This window comes from Corynebacterium pseudotuberculosis, assembly GCF_002155265.1.
GTDB lineage: Bacteria > Actinomycetota > Actinomycetes > Mycobacteriales > Mycobacteriaceae > Corynebacterium > Corynebacterium pseudotuberculosis.
Window position 1 is genome coordinate 817213 of record NZ_CP021251.1, and the last position, 21536, is coordinate 838748.

Annotated in this window: 22 protein-coding genes and 1 pseudogene; 17 read left to right on the forward strand and 6 right to left on the reverse strand. The window is 52.8% G+C overall.

Annotated elements, in window-relative coordinates:
* Positions 1–156 precede the first annotated feature (156 nt).
* The 7 genes from CpATCC19410_RS03800 (at position 157) to CpATCC19410_RS03830 (ending at position 7886) form a co-directional block, all read left to right on the forward strand.
* On the forward strand, positions 157–3966 hold the full coding sequence (locus CpATCC19410_RS03800; RefSeq protein WP_014401404.1) for an SdrD B-like domain-containing protein: 3810 nt from the start codon (positions 157–159) through the stop codon (positions 3964–3966).
* A 112-nt stretch (positions 3967–4078) separates the two neighbouring features.
* On the forward strand, positions 4079–4393 hold the full coding sequence (locus CpATCC19410_RS03805) for a PadR family transcriptional regulator (protein WP_014300970.1): 315 nt from the start codon (positions 4079–4081) through the stop codon (positions 4391–4393).
* A complete protein-coding gene (locus tag CpATCC19410_RS03810) occupies positions 4390–4953 on the forward strand; it encodes a DUF5808 domain-containing protein (RefSeq protein WP_013242712.1) in 564 nt (187 codons plus the stop codon). Before CpATCC19410_RS03805 ends, CpATCC19410_RS03810 begins: the two co-directional genes overlap by 4 nt.
* On the forward strand, positions 4946–5218 hold the full coding sequence (locus CpATCC19410_RS03815) for a hypothetical protein (RefSeq protein ID WP_013242711.1): 273 nt from the start codon (positions 4946–4948) through the stop codon (positions 5216–5218). The genes CpATCC19410_RS03810 and CpATCC19410_RS03815 overlap by 8 nt, the downstream gene beginning before the upstream one ends.
* Positions 5215–6030 (forward strand): ABC transporter ATP-binding protein, encoded by an 816-nt coding sequence (locus CpATCC19410_RS03820; RefSeq protein ID WP_013242710.1) that lies wholly within the window; start codon positions 5215–5217, stop codon positions 6028–6030. The genes CpATCC19410_RS03815 and CpATCC19410_RS03820 overlap by 4 nt, the downstream gene beginning before the upstream one ends.
* Before the next feature lie 55 nt (positions 6031–6085).
* The gene (locus CpATCC19410_RS03825) at positions 6086–6697 is read left to right on the forward strand and encodes a DUF2705 family protein (protein ID WP_014300969.1); all 612 of its coding nucleotides are present in this window, start codon (positions 6086–6088) and stop codon (positions 6695–6697) included.
* Between the two features lie 34 nt (positions 6698–6731).
* A complete protein-coding gene (locus CpATCC19410_RS03830) occupies positions 6732–7886 on the forward strand; it encodes an FUSC family protein (protein ID WP_014401402.1) in 1155 nt (384 codons plus the stop codon).
* Positions 7887–7889: 3 nt separating this feature from the next.
* On the opposite strand, the gene CpATCC19410_RS03835 is transcribed toward CpATCC19410_RS03830, so the two are convergent.
* Positions 7890–8987, reverse strand: coding sequence for a chymotrypsin family serine protease (locus tag CpATCC19410_RS03835; RefSeq protein ID WP_014733084.1), 1098 nt, complete (start codon positions 8985–8987; stop codon positions 7890–7892).
* A gap of 132 nt (positions 8988–9119) precedes the next feature.
* Here CpATCC19410_RS03835 and CpATCC19410_RS03840 point away from each other — a divergent pair, with 132 nt between their 5' ends.
* Entirely contained in the window at positions 9120–10220 is a 1101-nt protein-coding gene (locus CpATCC19410_RS03840; protein ID WP_013242705.1) for an FUSC family protein, read from the forward strand.
* On the opposite strand, the gene CpATCC19410_RS03845 is transcribed toward CpATCC19410_RS03840, so the two are convergent.
* Positions 10221–11075, reverse strand: a complete 855-nt coding sequence (locus CpATCC19410_RS03845; RefSeq protein WP_013242704.1) for a hypothetical protein — start codon at positions 11073–11075, stop codon at positions 10221–10223. It lies immediately after the preceding gene.
* Between the two features lie 80 nt (positions 11076–11155).
* On the opposite strand from CpATCC19410_RS03845, the gene CpATCC19410_RS03850 reads away from it, so the two are divergent.
* From CpATCC19410_RS03850 to CpATCC19410_RS03880, 7 genes are all read left to right on the forward strand, one after another.
* On the forward strand, positions 11156–12442 hold the full coding sequence (locus tag CpATCC19410_RS03850) for an adenylosuccinate synthase (RefSeq protein WP_013242703.1): 1287 nt from the start codon (positions 11156–11158) through the stop codon (positions 12440–12442).
* A 187-nt stretch (positions 12443–12629) separates the two neighbouring features.
* Positions 12630–13115 carry a cytochrome c nitrite reductase small subunit gene (gene nrfH, locus CpATCC19410_RS03855; protein WP_013242702.1) on the forward strand — a complete coding sequence of 162 codons (486 nt, stop codon included), beginning with the start codon at positions 12630–12632 and terminating at the stop codon, positions 13113–13115.
* Positions 13116–13126: 11 nt separating this feature from the next.
* Complete coding sequence (locus CpATCC19410_RS03860) at positions 13127–14578, forward strand: ammonia-forming cytochrome c nitrite reductase subunit c552 (RefSeq protein ID WP_013242701.1); 1452 nt, start codon at positions 13127–13129, stop codon at positions 14576–14578.
* A complete protein-coding gene (locus tag CpATCC19410_RS03865) occupies positions 14568–15293 on the forward strand; it encodes a tetratricopeptide repeat protein (RefSeq protein WP_013242700.1) in 726 nt (241 codons plus the stop codon). Before CpATCC19410_RS03860 ends, CpATCC19410_RS03865 begins: the two co-directional genes overlap by 11 nt.
* A 10-nt stretch (positions 15294–15303) precedes the next feature.
* A complete protein-coding gene (locus CpATCC19410_RS03870; RefSeq protein ID WP_013242699.1) occupies positions 15304–16704 on the forward strand; it encodes a cytochrome c biogenesis ResB family protein in 1401 nt (466 codons plus the stop codon).
* The gene (ccsB, locus tag CpATCC19410_RS03875; protein WP_013242698.1) at positions 16697–17506 is read left to right on the forward strand and encodes a c-type cytochrome biogenesis protein CcsB; all 810 of its coding nucleotides are present in this window, start codon (positions 16697–16699) and stop codon (positions 17504–17506) included. The genes CpATCC19410_RS03870 and ccsB overlap by 8 nt, the downstream gene beginning before the upstream one ends.
* 12 nt (positions 17507–17518) lie before the next feature.
* Positions 17519–18043, forward strand: coding sequence for a TlpA family protein disulfide reductase (locus tag CpATCC19410_RS03880; protein ID WP_013242697.1), 525 nt, complete (start codon positions 17519–17521; stop codon positions 18041–18043).
* 53 nt (positions 18044–18096) lie between these two features.
* On the opposite strand, the gene CpATCC19410_RS03885 is transcribed toward CpATCC19410_RS03880, so the two are convergent.
* The 3 genes from CpATCC19410_RS03885 to CpATCC19410_RS03895 are packed head-to-tail and all read right to left on the reverse strand — an operon-like array spanning position 18097 to position 18942.
* A complete protein-coding gene (locus tag CpATCC19410_RS03885) occupies positions 18097–18354 on the reverse strand; it encodes a hypothetical protein (RefSeq protein WP_013242696.1) in 258 nt (85 codons plus the stop codon).
* 22 nt (positions 18355–18376) lie between these two features.
* On the reverse strand, positions 18377–18631 hold the full coding sequence (locus CpATCC19410_RS03890) for a hypothetical protein (RefSeq protein ID WP_014522473.1): 255 nt from the start codon (positions 18629–18631) through the stop codon (positions 18377–18379).
* A complete protein-coding gene (locus CpATCC19410_RS03895) occupies positions 18631–18942 on the reverse strand; it encodes a hypothetical protein (protein WP_013242694.1) in 312 nt (103 codons plus the stop codon). The genes CpATCC19410_RS03890 and CpATCC19410_RS03895 overlap by 1 nt, the downstream gene beginning before the upstream one ends.
* Positions 18943–19303: 361 nt before the next feature.
* Here CpATCC19410_RS03895 and CpATCC19410_RS10815 point away from each other — a divergent pair, with 361 nt between their 5' ends.
* Entirely contained in the window at positions 19304–19471 is a 168-nt protein-coding gene (locus CpATCC19410_RS10815) for a hypothetical protein (RefSeq protein ID WP_014367670.1), read from the forward strand.
* Entirely contained in the window at positions 19472–20962 is a 1491-nt protein-coding gene (locus CpATCC19410_RS03900) for a disulfide bond formation protein B (RefSeq protein ID WP_014401400.1), read from the forward strand.
* Between the two features lie 36 nt (positions 20963–20998).
* On the opposite strand, the pseudogene CpATCC19410_RS03905 reads toward CpATCC19410_RS03900, so the two are convergent.
* A pseudogene (locus CpATCC19410_RS03905) lies at positions 20999–21503 on the reverse strand (phosphoribosyltransferase).
* Between the last annotated feature and the right edge of the window lie 33 nt (positions 21504–21536).

Sequence of the window (21536 nt, forward strand, 5' to 3'; positions counted from 1 at the left end):
GTAAATATCCGGCCCATAAGATGGGCCGGATATTTTTTATAACGGCCGGGGTATGAGCTTTAACTGAAATACATTACCAATTTCTTCTTTGACCTATAGCAAATATGCTGCTTGAATTAATCGGTTAACTTAATTATTCCTTCTTTAGGAGACCCAGTGGGCAGTAGACCCGGCCCAAGGTTTGTAGCACTAACTACAGCTGCATCCCTTGCCCTCGCAGGCTTAACCGTAACGGTTCCCTCAGCCTTTGCAGCCGTCGATGACGGAACAACTAACGCTTTTACCAGCAATCCAGATGCAAAATTTGCTAATGAGATTTTCTTCTTTGATTTCTCCAAGGTAGCTAGTGGCGAGCAGCTTGAAAATAAGTGGGATTCAAAAAATCCTGAAAACAATGAAGGCGGCTTTGGCGGTAAACGCATCAAAGAAGGTGACACCTACACCTATAAAGACACCGATGGTCTACCTAAAGGGATGGAAGTTACCGTAACCATCAAGAGCATTAAGGCTATATACCCTGATGCTAAGAGCAGCAACGGCACGCCGCTTACAGTGGAAAACGGTGGCATCTGGGCGCGCAATGTGACGTGGAATGACTTCTTCCGTCCGCTTGATTTTGCTGCGCTTGCAGGACGTAATTCGGACCGTGACAAATGGTTTGACAGGGAAGTCTTGTATCCAAGTGATCCCGGCGCAAAATGGCAGATCAGCCAGTATCTTAATCCGGATCTTTTTAATAATAATGCCGATAGTGTAGGTAACCAGGGCTACACCTTTGACCTTGATATTCAAGGCACGCTGAATGGCAAGCCCATCTCCCTTGACGTGGTGGCCTCTGACGGGGAATCCACTGGAATCAAGGTGGAGGGGCACAACAACCCTTATGGCAGCAATTTGGAAAAAGGCGGAGTCCCGGAGAACCTTGGCCTGGTTACCAACGCCGACGGCGGCTGGCAGGTCATCCAGGATCTTGTGGGTAAGGATAAGCGTTACTACTACGTAGATAACACTCCCACGGTGCCTACCAAAGTCCCAAACGGTAAAGACCCCTACGCGCCGATCGTCGTAACGCCCGAATCCGAGTGGTCCTTGCAAAACGGCGACAAGAGCTACGGCTGGGTGGACACGGAGTTGAATGAAGAAGGCGGCGAATGGAAATCCATCCCGCAGTCGCAGCCCCTTCTTGTCAGCCGCGGCGCCAAGACTGTGTCCGTTACGTTGGATAACCACCCGCGCGGTAAGACCGGCTCCCGCCAGGGCGTGGTCGCGGGTATCTTCATTCCTACAGATCAGGGCGATGCGCCGAAGTCTTATGGGGAAGCCAGCCACATCCTGGATAACTGGAATGTGACAGGCCAGCCGAAGCAGAATCCGGACGTTAAGTTTGAGCCTAAGAATCGCGTGGGCACTGAAATGCCGACTCGTGACGGCGGCAAGAATTGGAGCGACGACGCCAAGAAGGACTCCGAGGAAGACGTCCAACCGAACGTTTTCAAAGATGGTTTTGAAAATGCCAACGGCAAAGTCACTTTCCCCGTAACCGCTACGGGTAGCGACGTTGTGGCATGGGTAGACCTGGATAACAATGGCACTTTTGATGAGTCAGAGCGTCGCGTGGGTGTGCTTAAAGACGGCAACGCCACCTTCGACTGGAGCGACGCTGATAAGAAGCCTGAGCCCGGCAAGGATTACTATGCGCGTATCCGTGTAGGCGGCGATGGCGTCAAGGCCGATGATATGAAGCAGCCCACAGGCGTTATCCCCGGTGGCGAGGTCGAAGACCTTAAGTTTATGGTGGATAAAAAGCCGGAGCCATTGGTTTCTTTGGGTGATAAAGTCTGGTTTGATCAGGACTTTGACGGGCTGCAAACGGACGGCGAGCCCGGTGTTAAGGGCGTAAAGGTGTCGCTGCTGAATGAGCAGGGTCAACCCTTCAATCGGCCAGGCACGCAGGAACCTTATGTGGTAACTACCGGTGAGAACGGCGAGTATCTCTTTGAAAACCTGCCCAAGGGCAAGTACAAGGTGCAATTCGACTACTCTGCTGCGCGCACCACAGACGGTCGGTCTTTCGCGTCCTTTACTCTCCCCAGCGTTGTGGTGAATGGCAGCGATGAGAAAGACTCGGACGTCATAGAATCAAACAACGGTATTGGTTCCGCCAGGGTCATTGATCTGCAGGGGGATCGTCGCGACGTAGATGCGGGCCTGGTTGTTGTCTCCGTTGCTCCTAAGGTTTCCGTGGGCGATTTTGTCTGGCATGACAAGAACAATGACGGCATCCAAAACGATGGCGAGGATAGCGGCATTCCCGGCGTTGAGCTAAGGCTCCTCGACCCGGAGGGCAAGCCGGTGAAGAGCACAGTCACGGACGCAGAAGGCAAGTATCTTTTTGAGGACCTTCCGGTGCTCAAGGACGGCCAAAGCTACACGGTAGAGGTGCTGAAAAATCCTGAAGGCTTTGCTCCCGCAAAAACCGGTGGTACCGAGGACGCTGAGAAAGACTCCTCCACAAAGAGCGCAAAAACTACCCCGGGCACGCTGACCAAGGACAAGGATAAAGACCTCAGCTTGGACTTTGGCTTTATCAAACTGGGCTCGCTCTCCGGCATGACCTGGTTCGATGCCAATAGAGACGGTATCCGCGACGATAACGAGAAGCCGCGTGCAGGCGTGACCGTTACGTTGCTGAAAGACGGCAAGCCCGTCGAGGGCGTTGACCCCGTGGAAACTAAGGAAGACGGCACCTACACATTCGAGGGACTTATCCCCGGCGTGGGCTACTCTGTGCGTTTTGGCGACAAAGAAAACCTGACCAAGAAGACGGAAGGCGACGTTACCAAGGATAAGGACTCAAACGCCGATCCGAACACGGGTGAAACCGCCACCGCTGAGGTGAAGGCCGGGGAGAACACCCCCAACCTGGATGCCGGATACATCTTTGAGCCCACCACCAAGAACTCGGTGACTGTGGCGCACCAAGGTGAGACACAGAAGTCCACCGATAATGACCCGGAAAAATTTGGGAATATCACGGACGAGGGCATTACCCCCGCAGAAATGTTCCCCGACGTTGACCCTGCTCTTCCTGTGGAATATTCGCTTGTCGACGCTTCCGGTAACCCGACCGACAAGGTAGAGGTGCCAGGTCAAGGAACCTACACCGTGGATAATAGCGGCGTGGTTACCTTTGAACCGCACCCTGATTTTGTGGGGACGGCAAAGACCGTGGTGGTTACTGCCAAGCAGGGTGAGGTGACTCATACGGCTAAGTACACGCCGATTGTTGTTCCCAAAGATGGGGACGGCGAGTTCCCGCTACCGCATTTTGTGGACAAAGGCGAGACCGGCGAGCCGGTAACCGTGACCCCAGGCAAGGGGAATCATCCTGATTATCCCGCAGATTTGTTGCCAGAAACCGTGAAGTTTGTTGAAGACGGGCAGCCTAAGGGCGCTGTAATCTCTGAAGACGGCAAGAAGATGACCGTTCCCGGTCAAGGCGTATGGACTATCGACGAGGACGGGAGCTTTACCTTCACCCCTGAAGGAGACTTTGTGGGAAGCCCGGATACGGTGAAATACAACGGTGAAGATGCTAACGGAAACCCAGGCACAAACAACGGAACCGTCACCATTACATACCCAATCCCTGAAGGTAACGGCACTCTGATTGGTAACCTGCTCATCGCTGGTGGGATTATCGGCGGCGTTGGCTTGCTGGCTGGCTTGGTAAGTGGTGCCACCGGCAGTAGCGGCAGTTCTTCCGCTCCTAATGCGGCTGAACCGACGCAGACGCCAAAAGCTGAGCCTGCAAAGGCCGAGCCGACAAAGGTAGCGCCGAAGGCCGAGGAAAAGAAGTCCCCGATGCTGGCCACTACTGGTGCAAGTGTTCTAGGGCTGCTGGTAGCAGCACTCGTGCTTGTGCTCGCAGGAGCTGCGCTGATTGGGCGTCGTAAGAATAAGTAACCTATAGATTCAAGGACGGTATGCCTCAAATTGGGGTGTGCCGTCCTTGTGTGTTCCTTCTCAAAGAAGCTACTATGTATTGCATAGTAGCTTGCTAGGCATAGAAGGTGATATGGCGGAATCGCAATTAAGAAAAGGCGTGCTCGAGCTGATCGTTTTGGCCGCATTGGAAAAGGAACCCGCTTATGGCGGTGCACTCATCGAACGCCTGGGGGTGGAAGTCTCCACGGGAACTCTTTATCCGCTGCTGACCCGAATGAAAAAGCATGCGTGGATTGATAGCCATTGGGAGGAATCACCTTCAGGGCCGCCGCGCAAGATTTATTCGGTCACGGAAAAGGGGAGTGAACGTATATCTGATCTGGCTCAGGAATGGCGCGCATTATCCGTATTTGTCAACGACTATCTGGAAGGGATCGGAAAATGACCAACTTTTATGAGCGTGAGCAGGACGGGACTATCAGAATTTTTGGTGTTGCGGTGCATTCTCCGCAGACACAATTTAAAATTTTTGAGCCCGAGAACCCCGCCCTCTTTATCCCCCGGACCTGGGGCATTGGATGGGATCTCAACGTGGGTGCGGTTGCGGTGAAACTGGGGCTGGTGCGGCCTGATGATTCACTGCCGGATCTTCAAGAGTATGTGCCTTCGCGGACGCTTAAAGCATTGAAATACATGCCATTTATTGGTGCCGGAATAGTGTCGCTGGCCGCTTGCGCCACTAAACACAAACGCGTCTCTTATACCGCGCTTAGTGGAACAATGGCCTTGTGGAGCGCAGATAAAGACGTGACGGCTAAGGCTCAGACCCTCGGCTTGCAGACCATGGCTTTTCTGGACATATGCGCAGGGAAGACTGGCTCTCGCCCGCTTTCCACGATCGCCGTCCTTAGCCTTCCTGTGGTTACTACCGCCGTGGTAGTAGGCACCGTTAAATCCGCGCTGCTCAATCTGGACGCAACGTTGAAGGCAAAAACCAATGAATGAGCTCGCGTCTTTGTGGTGGCTCATTGCGCTGCAAGGCGTTCTCACAATAACGGCGCTTTTCTATCTAGCCAGGCTCGGGGAGCGTCGATTAGCTGCGCAACCTAGGTGGGTCTGGCTAGTGGCGATCTTAGTGGGGCAAACAATGGGCAGCGTTGCGTTTTTGTTCTTGTACTTCCGGGAGCGGAAGTACCGCGATCAGCCGGAACGTACGGAACCCAAGAAAAACATGGGAGTGATTGAACAGCTTTATGGAGACTCACGATGACTCCGCTGGCTGTACAAACACAGAATCTGAGCAAATATTACGGTGATGTAGCTGTTGTAGACGATCTCTCCATGAGCGTGCCTGAAGGTTCCATATACGGGTTCATTGGTTCGAATGGCGCCGGAAAGACCACAACCATCAGAATCTTGTTGGGATTTGCCGCGGCTAGCTCGGGAAGCGCAACAGTGCTCGGATTACCGCGCGGAACGCTGCCTTCAGAGCCTAGCCCCCAGATAGCCTATCTTCCGGATGTTCCGCGCTTTGCCGCATGGATGAAGCCCATAGATGCGCTTATTTATTTAGGCCGAATATCTGGGGTGGAACCGGATCTTGCCGTTGACCGTGCACATGACCTGCTGGACTTAGTTGGGTTGTCGGGAGCCAGGGGCAGCGTAGGGGGCTTCTCGCGGGGCATGTCACAGCGCCTAGGCATTGCCGCCAGCCTAATAGGAGCGCCGCGGTTATTGGTGTTGGATGAGCCGACGAGCGCGCTCGACCCGATAGGACGCGCCGATGTTTTGGCCATTATTAAGCAACTGAGGGGCCAGGCCACGGTTCTGTTCACCTCGCATTTGCTTGCCGACGTTCAAAACGTATGCGACCACGTAGGCCTGCTGCATAAAGGAAAACTTGTGCTTGAGGGAGAATTGCAGGATGTTTTAGCCACGCACCGGTCTGCCACTACCTACCTCCGGCTCCCCGGTGATAAGGCCCTGCGTGATGCCTTGGAACGTCAATTGGGGATACCAGTGACAATCGAATCATCCACTTTGCAAGACGTCTATGAGGCGGTGTGCCATGAACAGCAATAGAGTCCTGTGGGCTTATGAGCTCCGAAGAATAGCGTCGACTACTAGTAGCCACATCGTGTTAGGCCTAGGGGTGGCTCTTGCTGTAGCTTCCCCTCTCACCGCATGGTTTATGCCTGACATAATCCATAACCTGGCCAGCGGTCTGCCGGTGGCGGAACCCGTGTGGCAGGACTCGTACGCGCAATGGGAGAAGAATCTACATCAAATTATTAGCATCGCCATCATTATCGTGGCTGCTCACGGGATAAGCGGAGGCCTTAGCGGCGGGGATGCACTGCTCGTGTTGAGCCGAAACGTATCGCGTCGCGCGTATGTTAGCTCCAAAATATTTAGTTATTATGCGCTTTCTATGGTCGTGCTAGCACTAGGGACACTGGTCGTGTGGGGTGTAACCAACCTGATTTTTGGGGAGGCTGCGCTGTTTGAGGGAAGCAGCGGCGAATGGCTCATGCAGATGACTCTTGTGCTGGCGGTGATTACTGGAGCAGCAGTCATCTGGCAACGAATGGTCGCTGCGGCAGGCGCGGGATGTGCGATTTTTCTGCTAGCGCAGCTTGCCTCGTTCTGGGAATCTGCCCCGCCTGCATGGGTGAACGTCCCTCTTGCGTGCGTGATCCTCTGGGCAGCGATACGGTTGTACGACCACATAGAGATTGGAGAAGGCTAAGATTTACTCAGGTAACAGAGTAGATTGAGGAGCTATGGCACCTACGTGGTCAGAAACACAAAAAATGAATAGATTCCAGCAGGGATTGATGCGGCTGCATTCTAATTGGATTTATGTGATCCAAGCGGGTCTGGCAGCTGGATTATCGTATTGGGTTGGCCTGCATCTTTTTGGCCATGAGCAGCCCTTTTTTGCTCCAATGTCCACAGTGATTGTGTTGAGCACCACCGGCGGAGAACGATTCCGCCGTTCCTTTGAGCTCGTCCTTGGAGTGAGCATCGGCGTAGGGCTTGGCGACGTCCTCATCGCCCTTGTCGGCTCAGGGGTCTGGCAAATCTCGATCGCCGTGGCCCTTTCTATTATATTGGGCATTATTGCGGATAAGGGCGTGCTCGTGGCTAATCAGGCCTCGTTTGCCGCAGTGCTGATTGCAACGATTCTTCCCCCAGGAACTTCTGGAGGCACCGACCGCATGCTTGACGCGCTGGTTGGCGGCCTGGTGGGAATCTTGGTCATAGCCCTCATCCCCGACTCGCCTTTGCGCTCGGGGAGACGCGAAATTGCAAATATCCTTGGTGTGGTGGCTGTTGTCCAGCGCAAGGTAGCTGACGCGCTGCGTACTGGAGACGCTGATTCCATTGTGGAGGCCCTAGTCCTAGCTCGCGGAAGCCAAGGCCACATTAACCAGATGATCGCCGCTACCAATATGGGAAAGGAAACGATTCAGGCGTCGCCACTGCTCTGGGCGCAACGCCGGCGTATCCGCTCAATGATCAGGATCCTTAACCCCGTGGATAACGCAATGCGCAATACTCGGGTGCTGGCGCGTCGGGCATTAGTGATTTGTGAAGACCAAGATGAGGTATCTGAAGAGCAGATCGAGCTGATAGCAACCTTGGCCTGTGTCTCTGAACGACTCTCCAACCTTTACTACGGCAATACGGATGTCGCGGAAAATGCAGAAGTGCCCGAGCTGGTCGGCATCCTCAAGGACATCGGCGCACGCTCGGGCTTAGAAGTAGCAGAGGGAAGAGTGCTTTCCGCTCATGCTGTGTTGGCGCAGACCCGATCATCGATCGTGGATCTGCTCCAAATATGTGGCCAGTCGAGGAGCTCCGCGGCAGAGGTGCTAGCCCCTACCTCGGAACATCCAGCCACGGTAAGAAAAATTTGGAACGATGGTGAATGATCTCTAGAAACGGAAGAACTTGAGCCATCCGCCGGAAGACCCCTGAGAGTCAGCTTTAGTAGTGGTGCGATCATGCTCGGTACGCTCTAGCGTCTCCTTCTGCTCCTTCACCACGTCGCGGGTAGCCTTGGCATTCTCCAGATCGCGCTCTAGCTCCTGGCGGCGCTCAGGGTTGGACTCACCGTTTACTTCATTTTCCAGCTGGTTAGCGCGATCCTCGAGCGTACGCTCGTCTTGACGCGCGCGGCCTAGCTGAGTGTCCAGGTCGCCTGCCATTGCGCGAGCAACGCGGTCGCGCTCGGCGCGGTCGCGCTCTGCCTTCTCCCGGAGAATCTGATCGCTATTTTCAGTGGTGGTTACCTCTGGGTGGCGGAGGCGGTCAAAGTCTAGGTCATGGTACGGCAGTGGCTCGCGCAGGTTGAGGGGGTTGCGCAGGTCATTGGTGCCAATCTTGCGGAAAACTGTGGTGGATACTTCGCCCTTGTCTGAACGCCAGACGCGGTCTGCTCCAAGAAGCTGACCGATGTAACCTTTGCCCTCTACCCATGCAGGTCCGCCTGAATCGCCGTGGTCAGATCCAATGTCACCGGTGAGTACCACTGGGCCACTGATATTGGTGATAGGGGAGCACGCAATGCGCTGGGTGCGGCTACCGTATGCGCACAGGACGTCGCCGACCTCTGGCTCAGCAACCGAGTTCTGAGAGAAGTAGTTCTTTCCCAGGACATTGGGATCGGAAATCTCCACATAAGCCAGATCGGCTGCGCGGTTATTCACACTCCACTGCATCTCTGTAGTGTCACTCAGGCGTGCCCACTCGTCTGGGTAAACATGGCGGAGAGTTCCGATGGTCTGCTGGTATTCGTCATATACCTCGGCACCATCGTTGCCGCAGTGGGCATCGGTCCACACACGATTATTCTCGGTGTCTACGTAGCCCACAGTGCACACGCCAAGCAGGTTGGCGGTCTTTTGAATCAGTAGCCGGTCTCCCTGATCAACAGCTGCGGGAACTGAGGGAGCGTCTTGGGCGCTTGCCACGGGCAGGGGCAAGAGGGCTGCGACTGCAAGCACCGTCGCTAATTTGCGTTTGAGGTGCATCGGTTTCCTTCCGGTTGATTGCAAATGCATTATGAATTTATTTCGGGGTGGAAGGTAGCTGTGTTTTTTCCCTCAGGTGGGGGCAAAAAATAATAAATACTTATGCAATGAAAATCAACTATTCTGGCAAACATGCTGGATATCAAGGAGCGAGTGCTACGGCTAAGGCGAAGCTTCCTATCTATTGTTCAGATGTCTCTGGCAGCAGGAATCGCCTTTTGGGTTGCACGCAATCTTATTGGGCATGAGAAGCCCTTTTTTGCGCCGATGGCTGCCATCATTATCCTTGGTCTGACCAGCGGAAACCGTATTAAAAAGGCGATAGAGTTATCCATCGGCTGCGCTATTGGGGTGGGGCTTGGAGATCTCCTGATCATAGGAATAGGCGTGGGGCACTGGCAGATGCCGCTCGCCATCTTTGTTTCATTGCTCGTTGCTACTTTTCTTTCCAAGAGCCAGCTGCTTATTAATCAGGTGGCCATTGGCTCGATATTGATCGCTACGATCATGCCGCCCGGAACTTCCGCAGGGCCGGATCGGATGATCGATGCTCTTCTCGGCTGCTTCACGGGCATCGTAGTTATGGCGCTGCTGCCGCATTCTCCTCTCGCGGAGGGGCGTCGTGAAGTCTCAACGGTGCTCCGGTTGGCCAGTACGGTCTTGGAACACGTTGCTATAGGCCTGAAGACGGCCGACCCTGACGTGATCAGGGAAGAATTAGAACGAGTGCGGGGATCGCAAGCCGCCATCAATGCGATGCTCGAAGCCGCCAAGTCGGGTCAAGAGGAAAGCACGGTGTCCCCGCTGCTCTGGGCCTCGCGCCATCGCGTCAGATCCTTTGTCCGGATTCTTGCGCCAGTGGATAACGCCATCCGCAATACGCGAGTCCTTGCTCGCCGTGCGCAGGTTTTGGTGGAAGATCATGACACCGTCACTGCCGAGCAACTCGCGATCATCGAAGAGCTTGCAGACATCACAGAAGGCATTGCCGGTTCCAGCAACAACCCAGCTGTGGTCCCAGAGCTCGTTCGACGCCTACGCTATCTTGGGGGCCGCTGCACCCCTGACATAGCAGATTCCGGGGTGCTTTCAGCTCAGGTGGTCCTAGCCCAATCGCGCTCGATCATCGTAGACCTTTTGCAAGTATGCGGACTGTCTAGGGAATCCGCAGTTGCCGTCCTCGCCCCGACGTCTTCCACACCCGCATTTCCACCCGAGCTATGGGAAGAATAATCAGGGGCGCACTGATTGCAGATCTCGTAGATGCCGATAAAACGTCACTCGCTCCACCGGTCGTTTCCGTGAAACCCCATCGACCTCAACTCGGAAGTCGATGCCCCCTCCCTGTAACGCGCGCCCAAGCCAGGCGTCTTCGTCGATTAGCCCCAACGTGAGCCCCCTTAGCTTTGCGACGAGACCGCGCGTCTCAGGCTCCCGTAGCGGAGTTGCGATCACATTTCCTTGCGCGCCGGGAGCATCCAACGTGGAGGTGAGCTGTGCCCCAAAGATGCCGCGTCGAGGAGCTTTCTTTTTGCCTTGATGGTGAATGAGCACGTGGTCATCCACAATAATCTCGCCGGTGATTTCTCCTGCGTCCCAGGCTGTGATCGTGGCGATTCCTGCGACGGCAACACCGGCGTCATCACGCATAAGTGGCTTGGGTCGAACCGAGCCCGAAATCGCAAAGGATAGGGGGTCAGAGGGGAGCTGCCATAGACGTGCAACGTGTGAGTCGCGCTGAGTGGGCACAAAGGCAACCTCAACCCACAACGCGTCGGCGCGCATTAAGCGCGTGATCACGGCAGAGAGGGCAGCGTCAGAACCAATGACCACCACTCGGAGCGGGCGGCTGACCTGCTGCGGCGCATACTGCGGGGAGCCCAAATGAGGGACATTGGGCATGGAGGCTATCTCTTCCAGAGACGGAGTCGGATCTTCGGGGAGAATTGCGGCGGCTTCTTCATCGAGAAACCGCAGCTCCTTGCGTGTAGGGATAGCGGAAAGCTGTTCCACCCGGTCGGCAGAAATCTCGGGGGGTGGGGTGCCGCAGCAGGCAATAATAATTCTGGGAAGTGTGTGATCTGTCATGGTAAGGGGAGAAGAAAACGAGCGTGTATGTACAATGATGAAACGTCTGTGAGCATTCTAAAGTCAAGGACGTGTAAAACATGGCAGCAATCGTGATCGTCGGTGCCCAATGGGGCGACGAAGGCAAAGGCAAAGCAACCGACATCCTGGGCAGCCAGGTTGACTACGTGGTCAAGCCTAATGGCGGCAACAACGCAGGCCACACCGTAGTAGTCGGCGGAGAAAAGTACGAGCTTAAGCTCCTGCCTGCTGGTGTTCTCTCGGAAAACGCTACCCCCATTCTAGGAAATGGCGTAGTGATCAATCTTGAAGCGCTTTTTGAGGAGATCGACGGGCTTGAAGCACGGGGTGCTAATGCATCACGGCTCAAAGTTTCCGCTAACGCTCACCTTGTGGCCCCTTATCACCAGATCCTTGACCGGGTGCAAGAGCGGTTCCTGGGCAAGCGGGCTATCGGCACCACCGGTCGCGGAATTGGCCCAGCCTATGCGGACAAGGTTTCTCGCATAGGTCTACGCGTGCAAGACATCTTTGATGAGTCCATTTTGCGTCAGAAGATCGAATCCGCGCTCGACGTAAAAAACCAGACTCTGGTCAAGATGTATAACCGCAAGGCCATTGTTGCGGAAGAAATTGTTCAGTACTTCTTGGGATACGCAGAAAGGCTGCGTCCCATGGTGATTGAGTCTGAACTCGTGCTCAATGAGGCACTGGATGCCGGCAAACACGTCCTGATGGAGGGCGGCCAAGCTACCATGCTGGACGTTGATCACGGCACGTATCCTTTTGTTACGTCCTCCAACCCAACTGCTGGTGGCGCATGCGTAGGCGCAGGCATTGGGCCCACAAAGATCACCAGCTCCCTGGGTATTATCAAGGCGTACACCACGCGTGTGGGTGCCGGACCATTCCCCACAGAGCTCTTTGATAAGTGGGGCGAATTCCTGCAGACCACGGGCGGTGAGGTAGGAGTAAACACCGGACGGAAACGTCGTTGTGGCTGGTACGACTCCGTGATTGCTCGTTATGCGTCGCGCGTGAACGGCTTTACCGATCTCTTCTTGACCAAGCTGGACGTGCTGACCGGCATCGGGGAAATTCCTATCTGCGTTGCTTATGACGTAGACGGGGAGCGCCATGATGAAATGCCGATGACACAATCAAAGTTCCATCACGCTGTCCCTATTTATGAGACCATGCCGGCATGGGATGAGGACATCACTGGATGCACCACGTTTGAAGAGCTACCAGAAAAGGCCCAGGCGTATGTGCGCAGGCTGGAGGAGCTTTCTGGCTGTAGAATTTCCTATATTGGTGTCGGGCCAGGGCGCGACCAGACGATTATCTGCCATGATGTAATGGCTTAGACCTTAAGGAAACAAGGGGCGAACTTTAGTTAGAGGTTCGCCCCTTTTTCTGCTTTTTTCTGGGAAAACCCGTTGAAAATAGTTATCTATATCTCTTATTACATTTTCAATTAACTGTGTCCGTAACATCATTCATGAGCGCCATGTGACATGTAACCATGGCGACTAGGAATGTGAAGGAGCAGTTATGAGCGCAGGGATGCGGAAGCATCGTGTTCTCACTTCGGCACTCGTCGTGCAGGTTCTTGCGATTTTTGTAATTGGCTCATTCGTGGGCGTGGGGTTGTACACATTCATTTATGCAAAGGGTTATTCCTATCTGGGAAACGATCCCAAAGCATGCGTGAACTGTCACGTTATGGAGCCGCAATACAATGCATGGCTAGCGGGATCTCATTCGGCAGTTGCAACATGCAATGACTGCCATGTTCCGCACGACAACATTGTGCACAAGTATCTAGTTAAAGCTGAGCATGGTGTAAACCACGGCTTTAAATTCACTACGGGATGGTTTCCAGACAATATCCAAATCCGTGATGCGAGCCGAAAAGTAACCAATGAAGCCTGTTTGAGCTGCCACGGCGAATTCACATCAGACATTCACGGAACTTATGGCGAAAACCAAATCCAATGCACACATTGCCATGCAACCGTTGGACACAAGACTAGATGAGGTCACTTATTATGAGCACGCACGCGTCTAAAACTAGACGCCGATATCTCATCCTCACCGGTGCGATTGTTGTTACTGCACTGATAACGATGAGCATTACGGCGCTCCTCATCAATATTATGGAGCGTAAATCAGAGGTCACCGACCACTTTGCCAAGGTGGCCAACATAGATGAAAACGTTGTAGATCCCGCGGAGTGGGGAAAGAACTTTCCCCTCCAGTATGAGTCTTATCTAAAGACTTCAGAGATGGGCGCAACTACTCATGGCGGATCCGCGAAAGAAAGCCGTCAGCCGGATGACAAAGATCCACGGACTGAAGTAGCTAAGAGCCGCATCGAAGAAGACCCGCGACTTAAAGAAATGTGGGCGGGGTATGCGTTTGCCGTGGACTACAGGGAAGCACGTGGACACCAGTACATGCTGGATGATCAACGAAAGACCAAGCGCGTTACTGAGTTTAAACAGCCAGGTACATGCTTAAACTGCCATGCTTCTACCGTAAAGCTGATGAATGATCTGGGCAACGGAAACGTAGATGAAGGCTTTAAAAAGATGAACAAGATGAGTTACAAGGAAGTCACTCAGCTTGCTGAACATCCAGTAGCCTGCATCGATTGCCATGATCCTAAGACCATGGAGCTACGCGTTACTCGACCAGCCTTTATTAACGGAATTAGAGACCTCAAGGCATCACAAGGCGTTAAAGACTTTAACGTGAATCGTGATGCAACGCATGAGGAGATGCGCTCTTACGTCTGCGGACAATGCCACGTGGAGTATTACTTTGAAGGCGAAGACAAGACTCTTACATTCCCATGGGCTAAAGGCATTGAGATCGACCAGATTTGGGATTATTACAAGGAAAACGGCCACGTTGACTTTGTCAATGCAAAAACCGGTGCAGACATTGTGAAAGCACAGCATCCGGAATTTGATGTGTGGAGCAACTCGATCCACGCCCAGAATGGCGTCTCTTGCTCTGACTGCCATATGCCTTATGAGAGGCATGGGGCTAAGAAGGTGTCTTCGCATCATCTGCAAAGTCCGCTGCTCAACATAAATAATTCCTGCATGACCTGCCATAATTCTTCAGATGAAGAGATGAAGCAACGCGTAGAGCAAATCCAAGATCGCTTTATCCATTCGCGCGATCAAGCATTTGACTCGCTGACTGCGCTGATTAAGGATCTGGAAAAGGCAAAGGATGATCCGGCTACCCCGCAAGATCGCCTCAAACTAGCACGTGAATATCAAAATAAAGCCAGCTTCTACCTGGATTACGTGTATTCCGAGAACTCCAATGGCTTCCACGCCCCTGATTACACCCAAAGGATCATCAGCGACTCCTTGGATGCTTCTAGGAAGGGACAGTTAGTTCTCCAAGGTGTTGACCCGAAAACGCTAGAGCCTTCGGGCGTGACTCAGAAGAATAAGGAAGCTGCAAAAACTCGTGGACACTGACGCGAAACGCGAGGAGCTTATCCTCGATTTCTTGGATACTGCTCCTACGGAAATCTCTGCATGGGCGGCAGCCCGTGCAGAGGCTATCCGTGAAGGAAGAGACCGTTATGTGGATTTGGTGGAAATAAAAAGTAACCAACCAGATCCTGAACTAGCTGCTGCGGAGTTGGGAGAAAATTCTGATCTCTTTGTCTCAACTCCGGCCAACCGAGCACGGCGGCAGCCGGCGAAAGAGAAGCATGTTCCTAAAACACTGTTGTTGGTCTTAGTTACTGTTCTTATCGCCGCAGCAGGAGTGGGCATTTATACCTGGGGAAAGCCCGAGCCTGCCCAGGATCCGCATGGCGGTATGTCTATGGGCGGGGAGGATCCCGCTGCGATCCAAGCCCGCATGAAAGAACTCCAGGAAATAACGGATAAAGAGCCTAAGAATATTGATGCGCACCTTGAGTATGGTTTGCTGCTCTTTAATTTTGGTGACTTTGAAACCGCTGAATCCCAGTGGAACAAAGTTATTGAGATAGACCCAAATAATGTGCAGGCCTGGTACAACATCGGGTTCTGTGCAGTGGCTAAAGAGCCGATCGATCAGGCCAAGGCGCATCGAGCTTGGAGCAAAGTGATAGAGATCGACCCCGACTCACCGCTGGCTAAGACAGCTCAAAACCATATGTCGGCTGTGAAGCCCGCAACCGAGACTCCTCAGAAGAAGTAAGGAACTACTTATGACTGAGAAGAATCACTATGGGCAGGTCACGGTAAGTGCGATCTTTAAAAGGGTCTATAGAATCCTGCATTCCAAACTGGTAGGCGTACTCATCATCCTGGCCATGGCTGTGTTATCGCTTATTGGCACGTTGGTGATGCAAGCACCTGTTTCTCGGCGGACTGACCCTGAAGGTTATGCTCGCTGGCTGCCTAACGCGCAGGAAAAACTGGGCGGTTGGGCGACCGTGTTTGACTACTTGGGATTTTTTAATATGTGGTCATCCCCGTTATTCCTGGGGATAACGGTGCTACTCGCGCTTTCCATCATTGCGTGTACCACGCATCGCCTTCCTGAACTACTCAAAAAGACGCTGCACCCTCGGATTCATGTTTCCGATAGGTTCTTTAGCAACGCGCAATATCGTGCGACTATTCCTACCAAGCTCACTACGGAAGACTCTCTGGAATCAGTGCGGGAGGCGCTAAAATCTCGACGTTTTCGCATTGTTGTAGACGAGCAAGATCCTTCGCGCCTTTATGCCGATAGATTCCGTTATGGACCGTTTGGCACGGTTATCGCACATGCAGCATTTGTGGTTATTCTTGCGGCCTTTGGCGTCTCTGCTTTTACCGGGTTTGAAACGAACCTTGATATTGCCATAGGCGAGAAGGCGGATGCGGGGAATAACACAGATTTTTCAGTGGAAGCAGTGTCTTTTGATGACGTCTACGATGCTCAGGGGCGTCCCACAGATTATGTTTCTCATCTGATCGTGCGAAAAGGATCAGAAAAAGTTGCTGAGCAGGACGTTCGGGTAAATACTCCGATTGTTGTGGATGGCGTCAGATTCCACCAAGCCTCTTTCGGTGTTGCTGCAGCGATTAAGGTGACCGATGACAAAGGCACTGAAATTGCAAAGAAGGCTGTGCCGTTAAAGTGGAAGTCTGGGGACGGCATGAACGTCGTCGGCAGGCTAGATCTGCTGGACCGCGGGTTAGAGATTATCGTCGCAACGCCTGCGTCTGGGCAGCGAACCTCCAACGTGGGTACTGCCACCATTGAGGTTTATCAGATGAGCAGCGACAAGAAATTGGGAGCTGAAACTGTAAATCAAGGCTCTCAAGCACACGTAGGGCCAGTAAACGTGACCTTTGAAAGGGAACAACGTTTTACCACCATTACTGTGCGCAATGATCCAGGAACCATATGGATGTGGATTGGCTCGGCGCTGCTCATTATCGGAATGGTAATGACCTTTGGTTTTAAGCATCGACGCATATGGGTACGGGTCACCGACGACGCCATTTATGTTGCATCCGTAGAGCAACAAGACACACTGTTAGACCGAGAATTTCGCCAGCTCATCCAGCACATTAGCCAGAGCTCCAGCGTAAATAAGGAAGGCACTTATGCTTGAGATATCCCAATACGCTCTTAACGGAGCGATCGCTTTTACAATTCTGGGTCTGCTTGCAGAGGTCCTCTTTATCACGGGAAAGTGGAACAAGCAGAGCGAAAATCCGTGGTACACGATGGCTTTTACTCTTGTTGCCTTAGCGCTGACTCTGTTCTACCTGGGGGTCCGCATGGTCAATACTGGACACGGGCCTTTTGCCAACCAACATGAGTTTTCTGTGGCCTTTAGCGCGGGAATCCTTGGCGCTTTGGCGCTCTTTGTCTGGCGATATAAATTCCACATTTTGTCTGTGGTTGTTCTGCCGGTGGTTACAGTCATGTTGATTTACGCAACCCAATTGGACACGGAACTGAAGCCATTGGTGCCTGCTCTGCAGAATAGCGTGTTGCTAACATTCCATGTGGGGTTTGCTGTGTTTTCCTATGGCGCGGCGTGCGTATCCTTTGGCGCTGCCGTGCTGTATCTGATCACCCCGTACGTTCGGAGCAAGTATTTCCCTAGTGCGGAGCTATGCGACGAAGTAGGGTATCGCGCAGCAGCCCTTGCCTTCCCCCTGCTCACCATCATGATTATCCTGGGGTCAGTATGGGCAAACGTTGCATGGGGGCGCTACTGGGGTTGGGATCCTAAAGAAACAGCCGCATTTGTTACCTGGCTTTTCTATGGAGCTTTCCTGCACGCCAGAGTGGTGCGCAACTGGCGCGGAACTAAATCTGCGTGGCTGCTCATCATTGGTTTTATCGCCGTATTGTTTGCGTATTTTGGCAACCACTTCTTCGGTGGCCTCCACTCGTATGCCTAGGGGATAGACACGGTGACTAATAAAAAACGAGTGATAATTCTGCTTGCGGCTATTGTCGTGGTCTTGGGGGCCATCTATATGGTGCAGAAACCCCAAGAAGACACAGTGACTGTAGACAACACCTCTGGAAAGACGATTCGTCTGGGGGAAGAAGCCCCTAACTTTAAGTCGCTAGATATCAAGGGGCATCCCTTCGATCTTGCTGCTCTTAAAGGAAAACCCATATGGATAGTTTTCAACGCCACGTGGTGTTCAAATTGTCGTGCGGAAATTCCAGAGATTCAAGAATTGGCAAAGGAAGACAGCATTGCGGTGGTTTCCATCTATCTCAATGAAAATTCCACGCAGGTGCGCCAATACGCAGAAAAGCTTGGTCTGACGTATACCCAAATACCGGATGCGCGCGGGACCATTTCTGCCTCCTACGGTGTTTCTGCGGTGCCCTCGCATGTGGTGATCGACGAGCACTTTAAAGTTAAGTGGATCAAAGCAGGAACGATTACTGGCCAGGACATCAAGAAGGCCTTAGAAGGATAAAAAGGAGGGCACCCAATGGGTGCCCTCCTTCAGTTCTAGCAGTCGCTATAAAATTACGCGGCCTTTTCTGCCGGTGCAGTAGCCGGAGCGGAAGAGCCGGTGGTCAGCCACTGGTGGAAGAAGTGGAAGACGGACTTGAAGCCCTTGCCTTCTTCTACGCCGGTGTCACCGGAGATGGAGGAACCCAGGCCGCGGGCGATAAAGTCGTTGATGGTTGCAAGGTTTTTGAAGACGATCTCAAAGAACTTGTACAAGCCCTTTCCGTCGTTCTGGGCTGCTGTCTCTGCTGCTGCGAGGATGGCGTCGTGCATGATTACTTCCTTATGCTAAGAATTAGTTTTTTGCTGGAGCGGTTTGGCTTTTATCGGAGGAAAGATTCAATCCGCTAGAGCCCAGGCCCTCGGTGGAGGCGGAATCTAGGTTGAGGATCGCTCCTAAGACCTTCTTTACAGACTCAAAGCTCTCGCCGAAGAGAGGAGTGAGAAACTTTAGGAAGCTGGCAAAAGCTCCGCCGTTACGATCGCGGAGGTAATCAACAAGGGTCTGGCTGACCCCGACGTTGGTCAAGAAGCTTTCAATAGAACCCATTATTTTGCCTCCTTGGCTGGGGTAGCAGCGCTGGTGGAAGATCCGGAGGATGCCCAATCGGGGTTGGAAGAGCCTAGGCCCTCAGCGGAAGCTCCATCGAGGTTCAGTAGCGCCTGGAAGAACTTGGGGATGTGGGTGCCAATAGCAAGATCGCGTCCACCGCCGATGATTCCACCAGTCTTCCCCGTGAGAATGTCAATCAGGGAATGCTTCGAGGTTTCGTAGAACCAATTGATCCAGTTGCTACCTGGCTGCTCAATGGTCTTCTCGTACCAACCGGCTTGCTGCAATAAAAATTCGATAGAGCCCAAGAGGGGAGCCTTTCTGCTCTTTCTGAGTAAATTCCTACGGATGCTTTAGAGACGCGTCAAAATCCTATATTAACCATATATTTTTGACTCAAAATGATACACATTTGTCCTTATTTATTTTTAAATAAATATTTTTCTCAGTTTCTAAGTGCTTTTCTTAAATTAATATTTAATTATCGTCATATTTAAATAAATAAATTGTTTTATGGGATGCTTGTCGGGGTGAGGTGGGTCGCAGCGGTAGGAGACTTCAAACATATTGTGTTCTTTGTAACAGACTATTGCTCTAATTGGGTACGCCACATCTTTAGATTTATCATTGGGAAGTCATAGTTTTCCCTCAACTAGGAAAGGCTCTCTCGTGGAGTTTGTTTTCTACAGCTTGTGTGCTGCGGCACTCATTCTGGTCCTCCTCAAACCAGAAAAAGAAAAGCTGGCATTTGGATTATTGGTCGGATCATTCGCATTCTCTGTGCTGATGTTCTTCATGGCTTCCGCCACCTCAATCGTTCCGGCGGTGAATCTCTAAATGTTTAACGCAAAAGTTTTCCGCTTTGTCCTGGCGGCAGCAGTCTTTATCATCATGGCGTTCCCCGTGGGCGTGGCCAACATCTACCTCGGGTTTATTAACGGTGAATCTCCGTGCATTCTCTGTGGTAACGAGCGTTTTGGCATGGTCCTGATCGGCGCCCTAGGCGTTTTCATCCTGCGTTATGGCGCCCGCATGCGCTATGTAGTTACGCTTCTTTTGGTCGCGTTCTACTATCTCTACACAACGGTGCGTCACTGGGGTGGGCGCGCGAATGCTGACCTGGGTCAGGGCTTTGGCGATGCCGTGCTCGGTGTGCACACATACACCTGGGGCATCCTGGTGTACTGGGTGGTTATCGGTGTCCTTGCCATTGGTTTGATCTTTATTGGCAAAGACAAAATGCTCCAGAAGGAGTTCACTTCTTCCGAATTGGAAGTGAAGAAATTCTCACCTGCTACCAAGTTTGTGGCCATCGTAGCCATCGTTATTACCTGCGCCAACTGCGTTCAGTTCCTTATTGGTAACGGAATCCCTCCTTACGCAGGCGCCGGCGATCCAGCTCGCTTCACCTTTAACATTGCTCAGACGGCTAAATACTGGGATAAAGAGCACCAGTATGAGTCCCTCAGCGACATTCGCCTGCACAAGTTCAATGCCCCCGATCCTTACAAGGGAGTAGAGTTTGACGCTACCCCGCTGGCAGGGAAGAAGGCCCTTGAGCTTGTTGGTACTCATGAGATCGGCTTTGGCGTCACCGGATTCCGTGAAAAGGGCCGTGCTGCAGGTATTGCTTATGATTCCGAGAGCCAGAAGTTTGGTTTGGTCTCTTCCAAGGGCGGTTTCTACTACACCGATAAGAATTTCAAGGAGCACTCCTCCTTCGCGCGTGTCGACGTCCCCAATGGTTCCGATATCCATAACACCGTGGATGCAGCCTTTTTCAAGCCGGGCGGGCTGGTAGCTATCGCCCAGAACAAGACCGTCTATGGTGCTGTGATCCAGGACGATGTTGATGAGAAGATCGCTTGGAAAGATTTCACCGAGACCTCCGGTAACATCATGCCGATCTTTGATTCCAAGGGTCGTCCTGAGCTGCGTACCATTCGTGCCCGCATGGCTTACACGCTGACGGTGGCGTCGGAAAGCAAAGCCGATACCTTTGTTACCCTCAGCGTTCCTCATAAGCGCTCCAAGCAGGTTGTTATTTCTGAGTTCTCCAAGGAAGACAACAAGCTTGTTCGCGAGGGCGTGCTCGATGCCGAGGGCGTGTACCCGGTCGGCGCGGATCTTCATGACGGCACCCTGTACGTCCTGTCAAAGGAGCACAACAGCCTGTTGCGCATCGATATGAAGGACTTCAGCGTCAAGGAGACTCATAACCTCCCAGAGCTTAACGACGTCCGCGATATTGCCGTTGCTGGAAAGAGCGCCTTTGTGCTCGCCCACGACGGTGACCGTGACATAGTCCACGAGCTCAAACTCTCTTAAAGAGCCCACGAAAAAGCGCCCCTAGGGGCGCTTTTCTTATGCCTGCTTGGTTACTGGCGGCTCAGCTGACCAGGGGAAGACGATCCACTCGTCGGTGTGCTTCCATATTATAGGTGGGGGAGACCACCGAACGGCTCTTTGCGTAGATCACTGCGGAGCGAACTTCAGCCCCATGAGACTCGAGCAGCTGGAGTACGAGCTGGAGCGTACGTCCAGAATCAGCAACATCATCTACTACAAGAATCCTGCGGCCCTTAATCGAGTTGGTGTCCAAGAGGGGCTCGAGGAGCACTGGGTCCGGGAGCGTCTCGTTGACGTCGGTATAAAACTCGACGTTGATGGCGTCGGAAAGCTTTACTCCCATGGAGTAAGACAGTGCGCCCGCGGGAATAAGTCCGCCACGTGCTACAGCCACAATAATTTCTGGGTCGTAGCCGTCATTGACAATCTGCTGGGCGAGCTCGCGATTAGCGTTTCCGAACCCTTCCCAAGTCAGGACTTCCTTCTTCTCAAGATCTGCTGAGTCTGCGTGGTATGCCATAAGCGAACTTTAGCGCGTTAGACGCTCTTCGTG

Excerpts from the sequence above, each read along its gene's own strand:
- CpATCC19410_RS03805 (WP_014300970.1), top strand. The coding sequence starts at position 4,079 with ATGGCGGAATCGCAATTAAGAAAAGGCGTGCTCGAGCTGATCGTTTTG.
- CpATCC19410_RS03810 (WP_013242712.1), top strand. The coding sequence starts at position 4,390 with ATGACCAACTTTTATGAGCGTGAGCAGGACGGGACTATCAGAATTTTT.
- CpATCC19410_RS03815 (WP_013242711.1), top strand. The coding sequence starts at position 4,946 with ATGAATGAGCTCGCGTCTTTGTGGTGGCTCATTGCGCTGCAAGGCGTT.
- CpATCC19410_RS03820 (WP_013242710.1), top strand. The coding sequence starts at position 5,215 with ATGACTCCGCTGGCTGTACAAACACAGAATCTGAGCAAATATTACGGT.
- CpATCC19410_RS03830 (WP_014401402.1), top strand. The coding sequence starts at position 6,732 with ATGGCACCTACGTGGTCAGAAACACAAAAAATGAATAGATTCCAGCAG.
- CpATCC19410_RS03835 (WP_014733084.1), bottom strand. The coding sequence starts at position 8,987 with ATGCACCTCAAACGCAAATTAGCGACGGTGCTTGCAGTCGCAGCCCTC.
- CpATCC19410_RS03840 (WP_013242705.1), top strand. The coding sequence starts at position 9,120 with ATGCTGGATATCAAGGAGCGAGTGCTACGGCTAAGGCGAAGCTTCCTA.
- CpATCC19410_RS03845 (WP_013242704.1), bottom strand. The coding sequence starts at position 11,075 with ATGACAGATCACACACTTCCCAGAATTATTATTGCCTGCTGCGGCACC.
- CpATCC19410_RS03850 (WP_013242703.1), top strand. The coding sequence starts at position 11,156 with ATGGCAGCAATCGTGATCGTCGGTGCCCAATGGGGCGACGAAGGCAAA.
- nrfH (WP_013242702.1), top strand. The coding sequence starts at position 12,630 with ATGAGCGCAGGGATGCGGAAGCATCGTGTTCTCACTTCGGCACTCGTC.
- CpATCC19410_RS03860 (WP_013242701.1), top strand. The coding sequence starts at position 13,127 with ATGAGCACGCACGCGTCTAAAACTAGACGCCGATATCTCATCCTCACC.
- CpATCC19410_RS03870 (WP_013242699.1), top strand. The coding sequence starts at position 15,304 with ATGACTGAGAAGAATCACTATGGGCAGGTCACGGTAAGTGCGATCTTT.
- ccsB (WP_013242698.1), top strand. The coding sequence starts at position 16,697 with ATGCTTGAGATATCCCAATACGCTCTTAACGGAGCGATCGCTTTTACA.
- CpATCC19410_RS03885 (WP_013242696.1), bottom strand. The coding sequence starts at position 18,354 with ATGCACGACGCCATCCTCGCAGCAGCAGAGACAGCAGCCCAGAACGAC.
- CpATCC19410_RS03890 (WP_014522473.1), bottom strand. The coding sequence starts at position 18,631 with ATGGGTTCTATTGAAAGCTTCTTGACCAACGTCGGGGTCAGCCAGACC.
- CpATCC19410_RS03900 (WP_014401400.1), top strand. The coding sequence starts at position 19,472 with ATGTTTAACGCAAAAGTTTTCCGCTTTGTCCTGGCGGCAGCAGTCTTT.